Genomic DNA, 15,172 nt, shown 5'->3' on the forward strand with positions numbered 1-15,172 from the left:
ATATCAACTACGCGTCGGGCAGGCGCCTGAATTACTGTTCGCGCTTGCCATCCACCAGACGCCGCAGCTTGAGGGGGTTGTCGTTCTTGATCGCTTCGGGCAGCAGCCCTTCCGGCAGGTCCTGGTAGCAGACCGGACGCAAGAAGCGATAAATCGCGGCGGTACCCACTGACGTCGTGCGCGCATCGGAGGTGGCCGGGAACGGTCCGCCATGAACCATGGCGTCGCACACCTCGACACCGGTCGGCCAGCCATTGACCAGAATGCGACCGGCCTTGCGCTCGAGCGTGGGAAGAAGCGCACGCGCTGCGTCAAGATCGGCATCGTTCATTTGCAGCGTAGCGGTCAGCTGACCTTCTAGATGTTCGGCGACCTTCTTGAGTTCGGCCTCATCGACACATTCGACCACCAGCGACGTCGAGCCGAAGACTTCGCCCTGCAGCGCTTCGCTGGAGAGGAAATCTGGGGCACTGGTCTTGAACAGGCCTCCCTGGCACTGATTGGGGCCTTCACCCTTCTGGCCGCGCGCCACTTCTTGCGCTTTGCCGCTCTCCTGGAGGCTTTGAACGCCCTGCTCGTAGGCTTCGAAAATGCCCGGCGTCAGCATAGTCTGAGCACCACTTTGCGCAACGGCCTCGCCTGCGGTCTTGATGAAGGCATCAAGCTCGGGGCCCTTGATGGCGATCACCAGGCCCGGATTGGTACAGAACTGGCCGGCCCCCATGTTGAGCGAACCCACGAATGCCTTGCCCATTTCCTCACCGCGCGACTTCAGCGCTGCCGGCAGCGCAAAGACCGGATTGATCGAGCTCATTTCGGCGTAGAAGGGGATCGGCTCGGGACGCGACTGGGCGGCTTTCCATAGGGCAATGCCGCCGCTGCGCGAACCGGTGAAGCCAGCTGCCTTGATGCGAGCATCGCCCACCAGCGCGGTACCTACTTCACGGCCGGAACCGAACATCAACGAGAATACGCCCTCCGGCAGACCGCACTTCTTGACTGCGGCCTGGATGGCACGCCCCACCAGCTCACCGGTTCCCGGGTGCGCTGCGTGCGCCTTAACGATCACCGGGCAACCGGCGGCAAATGCCGACGCAGTGTCGCCACCCGCCACCGAGAACGCTAGCGGGAAGTTGCTGGCACCAAAGACCACGACCGGACCCAGCGCGATGTGACGCTGGCGCAGATCGGCACGCGGCATCGGCTGACGGTCGGGCATCGCCGGATCGACGCGGACATCCAGCCATTCGCCGGCGCGTACGGTCTTGGCGAACATGCGCAGTTGGCCGCAGGTACGACCGCGCTCGCCCTGGATGCGTGCCTGGGGCAGCCCGGACTCCGCTACGGCGCGCTCGATGAGCGCATCGCCCAGCGCTTCGATTTCATCGGCGATGGTTTCGAGAAACGTAGATCGATCTTCGAGCGACGTTTCGCGATAGCGATCGAAGGCTTCGCATGCAAGCTGACATGCTTGTTCCACATCGGCTTGAGTACCGCCAGCATAGCCGGGCTCCAATCGCTCGTTGGTCGCCGGGTTCATGGCATGAATGGGATCACGAGAGCCTTTGACGGCTTTCTGTCCGATCAGCATTTCACCTGTTAGATTCATCTTGCCTCCTGCGATGAGAATGTTGCCCGGCGGGACGATTACCCAGCCAGGTACCCCGTATCAATATCAGCAACTTTGCACTTGACGCCATGTTGCCGATATCGACAGTGACACCGCACACTGTCAGGTGCCGTGATGGCGATCAAACGCTGTCGTCGCCGGCGGGTGTGCTTTGTTGGTTTGAGCGATAGTTCTGCCACAAGGTTAGTGCCAGTAAGCCGATCGCTACGATCAGAAAGGCGACGCTGATCGGTCGTGTGAAAAACGGCGTCCAGTCGCCTTCGAAGGATTGAAGGCCTCGACGCAGATTGGACTCGGCGATCGGCCCTAGAATGAGCCCGAGAATGACAGGCGCGGTACCGAAGTTGTAACGATTGAGGAAATAGCCCAGCACCCCGAAGCCAAGCATCAGGTAGAGGTTGAAGACATCCCCATCGACACCGTAGACCCCGATGAAACAGAATACCAGTATGGCGGCCAGGAGCTGTTTACGCGGTACCATCAGCACGCGAATGAACAGCTTGATGCCCAAGCACATGATCAAGAGCATGAACACGTTAGCCAGCAGGTAGGCTAAAAAGATGCCGTAAACGGTGCCGCTTTGATCAGCGAACAGCAAGGGGCCCGGTGTGATTCCCTGGATCATAAGACCACCCAGCAATACTGCCGTGGCCGCTTCCCCCGGAATACCGAGTGCTAGTGTCGGAATGAGTGCCCCACCCAGCAGTGCGTTATTGGCGCTTTCGACGGACACGATACCTGGCGCGTGACCGGTACCGAACTTCTCCGGCGTTTTCGAGAAGCGTCGTGTCTGGTCATAAGCGACCAGCGAAGCGATGCTCCCGCCGGCGCCGGGAATGGGGCCCACGATCGAGCCGGAGATCACCCCCATCATGACGGCTTTCCAGTGTTTCAGGGTTTCGATAAAGCGGGGACGCGCAATATCGATCCGATGACCACTCTCTTTCAATCGCTCGTTGGGATCGTATTCGAAGGTATCCTTGAGCACCTGAGAAACCGCGAAAAGGCCGATGAGCGCGGGTAACAGGTTGACCCCGGTCAAAAGCGATAGCTCGTTGAACGTGAAACGTCCCACGCCAGTGATCGGGTCGGTACCGATCGTCGAGACAAGAAAGCCGATCATGCCGGCGATCAGCCCCTTGAGCAGCGACTTGCCTGCCACAGACGCGATGATGACCAGGCCGAAAATGCTCAGCGAGAAGTACTCTGCCGGGCCAAAGCGTAGCGCAAATTCGGCAATGGGCGGTGCCAGCAAGCTGAGAATGACCATGCTGGCAACACCGCCGAAGAAGGATGCCACGATGGCCAGGCCTAGCGCCCGTCCGGCTTCGCCTTTCTGCGCCATCGGGAAACCATCGAAAGTGGTCGCCACTGACGAAGGCGTTCCCGGAATATTCAAAAGAATGGCGGGGATCGAGCCACTGGCACCGGCGCCGCATAGAGCGCCCAGCAGCATGCCGATACCCGCTACTGGCGGCATGCCGAAGGTCACCGGCAAAAGCAGCGCGATGGCCATGGCCGAGGTCAACCCCGGCAGCGCGCCCATGACGATACCCAAGAGCGTTCCGCCCGCGATCGCTAGCAGAGTGCTCAGCTGCAGCACCATTCCCAGGCCGTCGAGATAACCGGAAATCATGTAAGCCTCCTGAATCTCAAATTAGGTTATACGGTCACGTCGGGAGCGGAATCTTGAAAAGGTCGGTGAAGACGTAAAAAATCGTCACGGCAAGCACGACCGAAAAAACCAGTGCTCCCGCGAGCGCCTTGCTCTTTACGGCGGTGGAAAGCGTGCCCCAGGTACCGCTTAGTACTGTAAGTCCAACGACGCAGGAAAAGGTGAACAGCGCCGTACTGATCATGTAGCCAAGCCGTTCGAAGGCGTAGACATAAGCGATCAACAACAGGATGACAAAAAGCCATTGGCTCGCGCCGCGAACGAGGCTGATAGAGGATGACGACACGGCCTGGCCGCCCTTTCGCCACTCTTGGAAATCCTTGATCAGACACGGGATGGCCAAGATGAAGATCAGCCCCGAAAGAAACTTTGGAAAGAAGGCAGCCGATAGGTCGCCCGGAATATTGACGTCGGGAAACGCTGATGCCGCGACAAATACACTCGCCGATACGATGATCAGCACAACATTGAATAAAGGCTTACCGATATCGCGTTGCGTCATGTTAGCTGGTCACTCCCTAGCCAAATGAGTAGCCTCCGAAACAATCGCGCTGCCGGCAAGACCTGCCAGACAGCACGAGAGAGCTAGACTTAGTTCGCCAAATCGCCCGCCGCTTCACGCATGGTAGCGGCCGACTCGTCGATGAAGGCTTCGAGCTCATCGCCGTAAAGCGGTGCAAGCTCAGTCCCCAGGTTGTTCGCCGTCTGCTCGTAGGAGCCATCCTCGACGATCTGCTGGATAGCGGCGACCCACTCCTTTTTCACCTCGTCAGGCAGGCCTTTCGGACCGGCGATGCCACGCCATACGGTCAGCGTCAGGTCGTAGCCGGACTCCTGAAACGTCGGTACGTCGGGCAGGCTGTCGCTACGCTCGGCGTAGGTGGTGGCCAGCGCCTTGAGTCGACCTGATTCCAGCGCAGAGCGCAGTTCGGCACCACCCAGCACGACGGCTTCGACGTGTCCGCCCATCGCGGCCGACATCGCCTCCGAGCCACCAGGATACGGAATCAGATTGAAGGTGGACTCGGTGCGGTTAGCAATCGCATTGGCCGCGATGTGGGCCGATGAACCTACGCCTGAGGCCCCCACGCGGACCGAGCCCGACTGAGCAGCCTCGACCAGGCTTTCGATATCCTGATAGGGGCTTTCGCTGCTTACCGCGATCAGGTAGGGCTCTTCGATGAGCTTGGCGATGAAGTCGAAGTCGTCGTGGGTAAATGGTACGGTGCCCATCGCCTCGAGGGTCAGCATCGCGTTGCTCGCGGCCAGCAGCGTGTAGCCATCGGCCGGTGATGCCACGGCACGCGACATGCCTACCGCCCCGCCGCCACCGGCGATGTTGCGGATGACCAGCGTGGTGTCCAGTTGCTCTTCCACCAGCGGCTGAAGTGCACGAACGAACGTGTCGTTACCGCCGCCGGCCGAGAAAGGCACGATCATGTCGACGTTCTTCGTCGGGTACTCAGCGAAAGCTTGACCAGCGACGATGCAACCAATAGCGAGCGTGAAACCACCTAGTAGCTTTTTCATTATTGATCTACCTCTTACTCGGGCTTTAGAAGCCGGGCACCGCGCACGCAATGCCCGGCCGAACTTAAAGTCTAGCGAACAAGCGCGGGGCGCTTGGGATCGAAGGTCCAGCCGTCGATCAGATACTGCATGGCAGTCGCATCGTTGCGTCCGCCGGCAGGCAGGCTGCGATAGAGCTCATGCGCCTTCTCTATCTCGGCCATGTCGATCTCGACGCCGAGCCCGGGCGCATCGGTCACCGCTACCTGGCCGTTCTTGATCTGAGGCGGATTGCGGGTCAGACGCGCATCGCCTTCCTGCCAGATCCAGTGGGTATCCAACGCGGTTGTACGGCCCACGGCGGCAGCACCTACGTGGGCGAACATCGCCAGCGAAATATCGAAATGGTTGTTGGAGTGGGACCCCCAGGTCATGCCATGATCCTGGCACAGCTGCGAGACGCGAACCGCGCCGGACAGGGTCCAGAAATGTGGATCCGCCAGCGGGATATCGACCGAGCGCAGCATCAGCGCATGGGCCATTTCACGCCAGTTGGTCGCGACCATGTTGGTGGCCACGGGCAAGCCGGTGGCGTGGCGGAACTCGGCCAGAACTTCGCGTCCGGAAAAGCCCTGCTCGGCACCACACGGGTCCTCGGCGTAGGCGATCACGCCACGGAGATCCTTGCAAAGCGCAATCGCCTCCTGCAGCGACCAGGCGCCGTTGGGGTCGATGGTCGTGCGCGCCTCGGGGAACGCCTTGTGCAGCGCCTTGACCGCCTCGATCTCCTGCTCACCGGGTAGCGCCCCGCCCTTGAGCTTGAAATCCTTGAAGCCGTAGCGATCCTGGGCCGCCTGGGCGAGCTCGACGATACGCTGAGGGGTCATCGCGGCTTCGTCGCGCTGACGGTACCAGTCGTGATCGAGCCCTTGGGTGCCGCGACGAAACTCCATCGGGGTGGCGTGGCCGTCACCGATGAAGAAGAGATAGCCCAGCACGTCCACGTGATCGCGCTGACGACCGTCGCCCAGCAAATCGGCCACCGGCACGCCCAAAAACTTGCCCATCAGGTCGAGCAGCGCGGCTTCGAGTGCCGCCACGGCGTTGACGCGCAGCTCGAACGTCCAGGAACCCTTGCCGAAATCCTCGAAATCCGCGCTGCGACCGGCCTTGTTCAAGGTATTAACCATTGCGCGCAGCTTGCCGATGGGTTGGCCCATCACCAATTCGCGGGCCTGCTCGAGGGATTGCTGAATGGTATCGCCACCGGGCGCTTCACCGACTCCAACGTTTCCGGCGCTGTCCTTGAGAATGACCAGATTACGAGTAAAGAACGGAGAGTGCGCGCCGCCGATATTGAGCAACATGCTGTCGCGCCCGGCAACCGGGATGACGCGCATTTCAGTGATGGTGGGCGTGTTGTGGCTTGGCATGAACGTCTCCATCAGTCTATCGACACATAGGCCCTTATTATCAGAACACTCAAGTGGAACCCGCACGCGTGCGGGCTCGACTTGCAAGGTCTCGAGAAAGAACGATTAGAGCGACTTGGCTTTCTCTACCAGACCCTTCAGCTGGATGAGCTGTTCGTTACTGGGCATGGTCAGCGGAGCACGTACATCGCCCCCTGAGTAGCCCACAATGCCCGCACCCGCCTTGACCAGGCTAACCGCGTAGCCCGGCATGGTGTCGCGCAGGGTCACGAAGGGAATAAAGAACTCACGCGTGGCCTTGGAGACGAAGTCGCTGTCGCCCTGACGCAACGCCTTGTAGAACTTCACCGCCATATCCGGTACGAAGTTGAACACTGCCGAGGAGTAGGTGCTTACACCGATCGCCAGATACGCTTCTGCGATGATCTCGGCCGTCGGCACACCGCCCACGTAGCCTAGGCGATCGCCCAGGGTCTTGATGGTGATGTTGAGCGCCTGCATGTCACCCTTGCCATCTTTCAGACCGATCAAGTTGTCGCAACGATCGGCCAGTGACTTGACCGCATCGACGTTGAGATAGCCGTTGGCGCGGTTATAGTAGATGACGCCCAGATCTGTGGACTGGCAGACACTCGCCGCGTACTCGACGATGCCCCCTTGCGAGCACTCGGTCAGGTAAGGAGGCATCAGCAGGATACCGTCGGCGCCTTCTTCCTGCGCGATGCGAGCGTGCTCCTTGGCAAGTTCGGCGCTCTGACCGGCACTTGCGATGATCGGCACGTGACCGCCGATCGCCTCAACGGCCACCTTCACGATCTCGCGGAACTCGTCGAGGGTCAGGTTGAAGAACTCACCCGTGCCGCCAGCGACGAACAGTGCGGAAACCTCGTAACCCTTCAACCAGAGCAGGCGCTTGCGATAGCTTTCGGCGTCGAACTTGCCGTTGGCATCGAAGTCGGTCACGGGGAACGACAGCAGCCCGTCTGTGATGGAGGCTTTGAGCTCTGGTTTGGAAAAATGCATTGGAAACTCCTCTTGTTCGATTAACGGACCATCAAGACCGGCAAGCCCATGACCGCCTGGGCACTCGCCGAAAGCATCGATAGGGATATCCCGACAATATTGTCATACATCATACAAATAAACCTCTAGACTTTAGACTAAGCGTTCGAAGTACCCCACAACTTGTCCTTCGCAGGAGAGGTTGTGGGGTGAGTACTGAGGAGGAACACTGATCGTTCAGATCAGGAGGGTTTTCACGTATCGATGTGTGTCAAAACTCCTTGGTGACCGCAACCCGCTTCTTTCGCACGGCGGAGATAATCGACCAGACGATTAGCGCTGCTATCATGGCAAAGAAGGCCGCGCTTACTGGTCTCTCCAGGAAAACCATCAGATCCCCTCGGCTGAGCAGCATGGCGCGACGAAAGTTCTCCTCCATCATTGGCCCGAGAATGAAGCCCAGAAGCAAGGGCGCGGGCTCGAATCCCAATAGCAAGAACACGCAACCGACAACACCGAACAGGGCCACCAGCATGATGTCCAGATCGGAATAATTGATGCTGTACACGCCGATGACGATGAACAGAATGATCGAGGGGTACAAGATGGGATAGGGGATCCTGAGCAGTCGCACCCAAAGCCCCACCATCGGAATGTTGAGAATCAAGAGCAGTACGTTACCGATCAAAAAACTGATCACCAGCCCCCAGAACAGGTCCGGGTTATCGGAAATCACGTTGGGCCCCGGGGTAATACCGTGGATCAGCAGCGCCCCCAGCATGAGGGCCATGACCGCATCCCCCGGTATGCCGAGCGTCAAGGTGGGAATGAATGCCGATTGAGCGGCGGCGTTGTTGGCGCTTTCAGGAGCGGTAATGCCCTCAATGGCGCCCTTGCCGAATTTTTCCGGGTTCTTCGATACTTTCTTCTCTACTGCGTAGGCGATGAACGACCCGATGGACGTGCCCGTGCCCGGCAATATGCCGATGCCCGTACCGATACCCGTCCCTCTCAACATGGGAAAAATGCTCTGCTTGAGGTCGCTCCGAGTGGGCAACAGCGACCTGAACGTGATCTTCTGATCACTTTTGACTTGGATGACCTTGCCCACGTTGGCCATGACCTCGGTGACGCCAAAAATGCCCATGGCGATTGCCACGATGTTGAGGCCGTCGTAAAGAAACGTCAAACCGAAGGTGTAGCGCTGAATGCCGGTGCTCACGTCGGTACCCACGATACCCAGCAACAGGCCGAACACGACGGCGGCCAGGCCTTTTGCGGGGTTTCCCTGAACGAGGATGGCCGCCGCCACGAGCCCGAGCAGCATCATGGAGAAATAGTCGGCGGAGTTGAACGCGACCGCGAAATCCGCCAGGGGGGGAGCAAAGGCCGCCAGTACGACCACCGTGATCAGGCTTCCCACGAAGGATGCGATGGTGGTCATGAACAGCGCAACGCCGGCACGCCCTTGCTTGGTCATCGGGTAGCCGTCCAGGCAGACCACCGATGACGACGGAGTGCCCGGCAGATTCAGCAATATGGCCGCGGTGGAGCCCCCGTACTGGGCGCCATAATAGATCCCCGCCAGCATGACCAGCGCCGTCGTCGCCGGTACGTAATAGGTCAGCGGAAGCAGCATGGAAATGGCGGCCAGGTGCCCTACCCCGGGAATCACGCCGATCAGCATGCCGATCGTCACGCCCAGCGCACAGTACATGAGGTTCTCGATCGTGAACGCGACCGAGAACCCCAGTGCCAGGTTATTGAGAATTTCCATCAGAAACTCCAGGGAAAAAGGCGTATGGGCATGTTGAGGCTCAGGATGAACACCAGATACGACATGCCACACAGTGCCAGGGCCAGCATACCAAGCCTTACCGGCTGGAATCGACGTTCGCTGAGACCACAAAGGTAGACCAGGGAGATCGTCGCCAGGAAAAGGCCCGCCGGGCGCATCAGCAGGGCGAACACCACGATGCCCGTTGTGATGCAGATCAGGGCCCGGTAATTCAGCGACGGGAACGCCATGGCCGTTCGTGCGGAGAAGACCATGGTGATCACGCCGAGCACGGCCAGAGAAATACCGAGAAACCGGGGCAGATAGCCTGGCCCCATGTTTCTCAATGTGCCCATGTCATAAGCGTAGGCCTGCCAAAGCACCAGCGACGCTATGAGAAGGCATGCCAGTCCTGCCAGGAAATCCCGGTTGACTCTCGTGTACATGGTGTATATCTCGCATCACGGAGGACAGCACCCTACCTTCGCAAGGCAGGGCATCGGTGGATTCATGCTCGAGACCATCGTTACTGACGAATACCCGCGCTTTCGATGAAGCTTGCAAGCTCGCTCTTTTGCTCGCTCATCCAGGCCTTGAGCTCATCCGGGGAGGCGGAGGGCCGGGCCTGACCACCCTGCTCTGCAATCCGCGCCCGGATCTCTTCATTGGCAAGCACGGTGGCGAGTTCCGTCTGCAGGCGCTCGACGATCTCGGGCGGGCTGCCGGCGGTCACCAGGATGCCCTGGTAGGTGCCATCGAGATCGCCGGGAAGCCCCAACTCACGAAACGTGGGTACGTCGGGCAGCTCGTCAAGGCGCTCCTCGCCGGTTACGGCCAGCGCGTTCATCTGACCGCTCAGCACGAAAGGCAGCGATGCCGTGGTGCCGTTGAGCAGCATGTCGCTTTCCCCGGACACGACGGCTCGCGTGGCATCGGAGCCACCGCGGTAGGCAATCACGGTCCAGTCCAGATCCTGGTCCTGAATCAATCGCTCCGTTGTGATGTGATTGTTGGCCCCGACCCCGGAGGTCGCCATCGAGAGCTGGCCGGGGTTTTCGCGAGAAAACGCCACCAGTTCGTCGAAGCTCGAGAAGTCGTTGTTCTGCGAAACGCCTAATACGTAAGGGGAGTAGGACACCATCGTGACGGGGGCCAGATCATTTTCGATATCGTAGGCGACGCTAGGCAGTACGCTCGGGGCCGCCAGTAGCGCGGTGAGATCGGACAGCAGCAACGTATGTCCATTGGGGTCGGCCTTTGCCACGAAGTCCGCGCCGATATTACCTCCCGCCCCGGCCTTGTTTTCCACGATGACCGGCTGGCCGATCGCGTCGGAAAGCTCCGGCGCTATGTAGCGGGCCAGAATGTCGGACGTGCCGCCCGGCGCGAATGGAACGACGATACGCACCGGGCCTCTGAACTCCTGGGCCAGGGCCACATTGCCTGCCAGCAGCAGTGAAAGAGAGGTGGCACTGACGAGAAACGTATTGATCTTGTTCACTATTATTACCCCAAGTTATTGATGTTATCGGGTTCAGAAAAGCTTATTAAAGGTCATATGTATTTAATCATACATATACACGTTAGCGGCCGTTCCACGCCTTGAACATACGACATAAGTCCACTCGTTTACCGGCGTCGCCTAGCGCACCAGTGCAGGACGCTTGGGATCGAAGGTCCAGTCCGGAATCAGGTACTGCATCGCCATGGCGTCGTTGCGCTGGGTCACATCCAACGATTTATAGAGCTGATGCGCCTGATTGAGCTTGGCCTCGTCGAGTTCGACGCCCAGGCCCGGGGTGGTCGGCACCTTCAGCGTGCCCTCGCGAATCTGGAACGGATCCCGGGTGATGCGCTGGCCGTCCTGCCAGATCCAGTGGGTGTCGATCGCGGTGATCTCTCCCGGGCAGGCCGCGGCGACGTGGGTCATCATGGCCAGTGAAATATCGAAGTGGTTGTTGCTGTGAGACCCCCAGGTCATGCCCCACTCGTTGCAAAGCTCCCCGACCATGACCGCGCCCTGCATGGTCCAGAAGTGGCAGTCCGCCAACGGAATATCGACCGCGTTGAGTTGGGTGGCGTACTGCAGCTGTTTGAAGTCGGTGGCGATCATGTTGGTCGCGGTGGGCAGCCCCGTGCGCTTCTTGAACTCGGCCATGGTTTCGCGCCCGGAGTAGCTCTCCTCCTGGCCACAGGGGTCCTCGGCGTAGCTGAGCAGGTGCTTGATCGGCTCGAGTACGCGCACCGCTTCGTCGAGAGTCCAGGCACCGTTGGGGTCGAGCGTCAAGCGCGCCTCGGGAAAAGCGTCGTTGAGCGCGCGGATGCAGTCGGCCTCCTCCTCGCCTCTGAGCACCCCGCCCTTGAGCTTGAAGTCCTTGAAGCCGTAGCGATCGAACGCGGCCTTGGCGAGATTGGCCACCGCCTCCGGCGTCAGCGCCTTCTGGTAGCGCACCTCGTCCCAGGCATCGACCGGGTCGCTCGCCTTAGGGTAGGGCAAATCCGTCTTGTCCGGGTCGCCGAGCAGAAACAGATAGCCAAGTGCTTCGACTTCGTCGCGCTGGCGACCGTACTGGCCCAGCAGGTCCGCCACAGGAAGGCCAACCGTCTGGCCGTAAAGATCCAGCAGCGCCGACTCGAGCCCGGTGATGACGTGAACCGCCACGCGCAGATCGAAGGTCTGGCGGCCGCGCTCTTCGCGTCCGTTTTTCGAAAGCGCCACGCGGGCGCTGTTCAGCGTGTGCTTGAATGCGTTGATGGTAGAGCCTTCCACAATAGCGCGGCACTGCTCCAGCCCCTTGAGAATCCCTTCGCTTGAGGGGATTTCACCGACGCCCTGATTGCCGGCGCTGTCTTCCAGAATCACGACACAGCGAATGAACCAGGGCGCGTGACCGCCGCTTAGGTTGAGCAGGAACCCATCGTAGCCGGCAACCGGCACCACTTTCATCGACGTAATCTTGGGAAACATGGCGATAGCTCTCTTGTCGTTTAGCGCTTTTGCGTTGTTGATGCGTTTTAAAGGCGGCAGCTCAGGTCACCGGCGCGGGATTGAACAGCACCAGGTCGTTGTGGATGCCGAGCCGGTCCGCGGCGGCCTGTTTGCGCCCGCTGGCAACGTCGAGGATCAGGTGGAAAAGCTCCCAACCCAGATCCTCGATGGTGGCCTCGCCGGTGGCGATGCGCCCGGCGTCAAGATCGATGATGTCATGCCAGCGCTTGGCCAGATGCGAGTTGGTCGCGACCTTGAGCACCGGCACCATGGCAAGCCCGTAAGGCGTGCCCCGCCCGGTGGTGAAGACCTGCAGGTTCATGCCGGCAGCCAGTTGCAACGTGCCGCAGATGAAATCACTGGCCGGTGTGGCGGCGAAGGTCAGCCCCTTGCGGCGCAGCCGTTCACCCGGGCCGATGACATCGACGATCGGCGAGTTGCCGGACTTGATGACCGAGCCCAGCGCCTTTTCCACCACGTTGCTCAAGCCCCCCTTCTTATTGCCCGGCGACGGGTTGGCGCTGCGATCCGCCTGGCCCTGAAGCAGGTAGTCGTCGTACCAGGACATCTGGTCAATCAGCGCCTGGCCGATCTCACGATCGACGGCGCGCGGCGTGAGCAGATGGATGGCATCGCGTACCTCGGTGACTTCCGAAAACATGACGCTGCCGCCGGCACGCACGATCAGGTCCGTGGCAAAGCCCACCGCCGGGTTGGCGGTCACGCCGGAAAAAGTGTCGCTGCCGCCGCACTGCATGCCCACGGCCAGCTCCGAGGCCGGACAGGTTTCGCGGCGTCGCTTGTTCAAGCGCTCCAGGTGGCGCTCGGCCATGGCGAGAATGCCCTCGACCATCTCGCCAAAACCCTCGAAGCTCTCGTCCTGCAGGCTCAGCACGTTGGCATCCGGGTCGGCGGCCTCGGTGTTTTCATAAATCTTCACCGGGCGGTCTTCGAGCAGTGTCGACGGCTGGAGCTTTTCACAACCAAGGCCGATCACCATGATCTCGTTGCCGAAGTTCGGGTTCAGCGCGATGTTCCTGAGCGTACGGATGGGTACGATCGCCGCCGGCGCGTTGATCGCCACCCCGCACCCGTAGCTGTGGTTGAGCCCGACCACGTCGTCGACGTTGGGGAAACGCGGCAACAGCTCGCGCTTGATGCGTGCGACCACGTACTCCACGGTGCCGGCCACGCACTGAACGCTGGTGGTGATTCCCAGCACGTTCTTGGTGCCTACACTGCCGTCCGGATTACGAAAGCCCTCGAAGGTGTAGCCTTCGAGCGGCGCCTGGGCCGGCGGCCGGCGAGTCGCCAGCGGAAGCTCGGAAAGCGCCGGGGCCGTCGGCAGGCGCACGTTGTGCTCGTTCACGTGCGCGCCTCGCTCGATGGCGGTGACCGCGGTGCCGATCACCTCGCCGTAACGCAGGATGTCATCGTTTTCCTTGATCGGCTCAAGGGCCACCTTGTGCCCCTGAGGGATCGGCATCAGCGTCGTGCACGACTCGTTGATTTTTACCCCTTCGGCCAGACCGTCGTGCTCGATCACGATGGCGACGTTATCGCTTGGGTGAACCTGAATGACGCGTGAGTTAGCCGTTGGTTGAGTCATGACGCTTTCCTGCAGTGGTGTTCGAAGGGGTATGCATCTGGCTCAACTCCATTTTCTGGCGAGCGCGCGATTTGAACCCCATGGCGATCGCAAACAGCACCGACGCGGCGATCAGCGCCCAGAGCACCAGGGCGATCGGGCTCTTGGTGAAGAAGATGGAATAGGTGCCGAAGGATTCGAGGCTCTTGACGAAGTAGACCTCTGCCTGGCTTCCCAGGATGAACCCGATGATCAGCGGCGCGACTTCCAGGCCGATCTTCTGAATCAGATAGCCCAGCACGCCGAAGATCAGCAGCGTCCAGACATCGAACATGATGCCGTAGTTGATCGCGTAGGCCCCTACCACGCACATCATGACGATAAGCGGATAAAGGATGTGCTTGGGTACCATGACCACCTTGGCGATATGCTTGATGGCGAAGAACATCAGCACGAACATGACGAAGTTCGCCAGCACCAGCGCCGTCATCATGATGTACCAGGTCTCGTGGTTTTCCGGAATGAACAGCGGCCCCACCTGTATCCCTTGAAGGGTAAAGGCACCGATCAGCACGGCGGTGGTGGCATCCCCCGGGATCCCCAGCGACAGCAAGGGAATGAGCGCCCCACCGGTCAAGGCATTGTTGGCGGATTCCGAGGCGATCAGCCCTTGGGGGGCACCCTTGCCCATTTGCGAGGAGTCCTTCGCCAGGTTCTTCTCCTGGGTATAGGCGAGTACCGACGCCGCACTCCCCCCCACGCCCGGCAGCATGCCGACGAAGGTACCGATGAAGGAGGATCGGGTGAGGTTGGTGAGACTGCCCTTGAACGTGGACAAGGAAAATCGACCGGACGCGCCGATCTTGACACGTTCGCCGGCGACGTCGCGCTTCACGCCCTTCTCCGCCTCCAGCAAGATGGTGGAGATCCCGAAGATACCGATCAGCACCGGCAGCAGCGAAAAGCCCTCGAACAGGTACGGCTCCATGAAGTCGAACATCAAACGGGTATGACCATTGCCACCATCGGAAATGCTGTAGTCCCCGATCAGGCTGAGCCAGATGCCGATGACACCGCTGAAGATGCCAATCAGCATGCTGTTGGACAGCGAGGCGATGACGCTCAGGGCGAGCAGGATGATCAAGAATTTCTCGACATAGGAGAACTTGATCGAGAAATCCGCCAGCAGCGGTGCGAACAGAAACAGCACCGCAGCGCTGATGAGCCCGCCGATGACCGAGGCGATCACGCAGATACGCAGCGCCTTTTCTCCCTCGCCCCGACGCGCCATGGGGTAGCCATCGAAGGTGGTGGTGATGGAAGACGGCGTACCGGGAATATTGAGCAGCACCGCCGGCACCATGCCGCCGGAAATACCCCCGACATAGAGCCCCAGCAGCAGCGCCAGCCCGTTATTCAGGCCAAGCGCATAGGTCAGCGGCAAACACACCGCCACTGCCATGGTGGCCGTCATGCCGGGAATCGCGCCGAAGATGATGCCAACCAGCGTGCCGAAGCCTACGAGCAGGAAAAACGAAACATCGAGAACAGACAGAAATTCCATAGCGG

12 protein-coding genes are annotated in these 15,172 nt (G+C 60.2%); all 12 read right to left on the reverse strand.

Annotated features, from left to right (window positions below; all coding sequences use genetic code 11):
- Window positions 1-31 precede the first annotated feature (31 nt).
- Window positions 32-1,609 carry an aldehyde dehydrogenase (NADP(+)) gene (locus tag GEV37_RS01725; RefSeq protein ID WP_227388443.1) on the reverse strand — a complete coding sequence of 526 codons (1,578 nt, stop codon included), beginning with the start codon at window positions 1,607-1,609 and terminating at the stop codon, window positions 32-34.
- A gap of 142 nt (window positions 1,610-1,751) precedes the next feature.
- The gene (locus tag GEV37_RS01730; protein WP_227388444.1) at window positions 1,752-3,266 is read right to left on the reverse strand and encodes a tripartite tricarboxylate transporter permease; all 1,515 of its coding nucleotides are present in this window, start codon (window positions 3,264-3,266) and stop codon (window positions 1,752-1,754) included.
- Between the two features lie 34 nt (window positions 3,267-3,300).
- Window positions 3,301-3,807 (reverse strand): tripartite tricarboxylate transporter TctB family protein, encoded by a 507-nt coding sequence (locus GEV37_RS01735; protein WP_227388445.1) that lies wholly within the window; start codon window positions 3,805-3,807, stop codon window positions 3,301-3,303.
- A gap of 89 nt (window positions 3,808-3,896) precedes the next feature.
- Window positions 3,897-4,835, reverse strand: a complete 939-nt coding sequence (locus tag GEV37_RS01740) for a tripartite tricarboxylate transporter substrate binding protein (RefSeq protein WP_227388446.1) — start codon at window positions 4,833-4,835, stop codon at window positions 3,897-3,899.
- Between the two features lie 71 nt (window positions 4,836-4,906).
- Complete coding sequence (locus GEV37_RS01745; RefSeq protein ID WP_227388447.1) at window positions 4,907-6,247, reverse strand: enolase C-terminal domain-like protein; 1,341 nt, start codon at window positions 6,245-6,247, stop codon at window positions 4,907-4,909.
- 105 nt (window positions 6,248-6,352) lie between these two features.
- Window positions 6,353-7,270 (reverse strand): 5-dehydro-4-deoxyglucarate dehydratase, encoded by a 918-nt coding sequence (kdgD, locus tag GEV37_RS01750; protein ID WP_227388448.1) that lies wholly within the window; start codon window positions 7,268-7,270, stop codon window positions 6,353-6,355.
- Between the two features lie 250 nt (window positions 7,271-7,520).
- The gene (locus GEV37_RS01755; RefSeq protein ID WP_227388449.1) at window positions 7,521-9,026 is read right to left on the reverse strand and encodes a tripartite tricarboxylate transporter permease; all 1,506 of its coding nucleotides are present in this window, start codon (window positions 9,024-9,026) and stop codon (window positions 7,521-7,523) included.
- Window positions 9,026-9,472: a tripartite tricarboxylate transporter TctB family protein gene (locus tag GEV37_RS01760; protein ID WP_227388450.1), complete on the reverse strand. Its 447-nt coding sequence runs from the start codon at window positions 9,470-9,472 to the stop codon at window positions 9,026-9,028. Before GEV37_RS01760 ends, GEV37_RS01755 begins: the two co-directional genes overlap by 1 nt.
- A gap of 80 nt (window positions 9,473-9,552) precedes the next feature.
- Window positions 9,553-10,527 (reverse strand): Bug family tripartite tricarboxylate transporter substrate binding protein, encoded by a 975-nt coding sequence (locus GEV37_RS01765; RefSeq protein ID WP_227388451.1) that lies wholly within the window; start codon window positions 10,525-10,527, stop codon window positions 9,553-9,555.
- Window positions 10,528-10,668: 141 nt separating this feature from the next.
- Window positions 10,669-11,994 (reverse strand): glucarate dehydratase family protein, encoded by a 1,326-nt coding sequence (locus GEV37_RS01770; protein WP_227388452.1) that lies wholly within the window; start codon window positions 11,992-11,994, stop codon window positions 10,669-10,671.
- 61 nt (window positions 11,995-12,055) lie between these two features.
- Window positions 12,056-13,624, reverse strand: a complete 1,569-nt coding sequence (garD, locus tag GEV37_RS01775; protein ID WP_227388453.1) for a galactarate dehydratase — start codon at window positions 13,622-13,624, stop codon at window positions 12,056-12,058.
- Window positions 13,605-15,167: a tripartite tricarboxylate transporter permease gene (locus GEV37_RS01780; protein ID WP_227388454.1), complete on the reverse strand. Its 1,563-nt coding sequence runs from the start codon at window positions 15,165-15,167 to the stop codon at window positions 13,605-13,607. Before GEV37_RS01780 ends, garD begins: the two co-directional genes overlap by 20 nt.
- Between the last annotated feature and the right edge of the window lie 5 nt (window positions 15,168-15,172).

Source organism: Vreelandella malpeensis, assembly GCF_020622355.1.
Taxonomy (GTDB): Bacteria; Pseudomonadota; Gammaproteobacteria; order Pseudomonadales; family Halomonadaceae; genus Vreelandella; species Vreelandella malpeensis.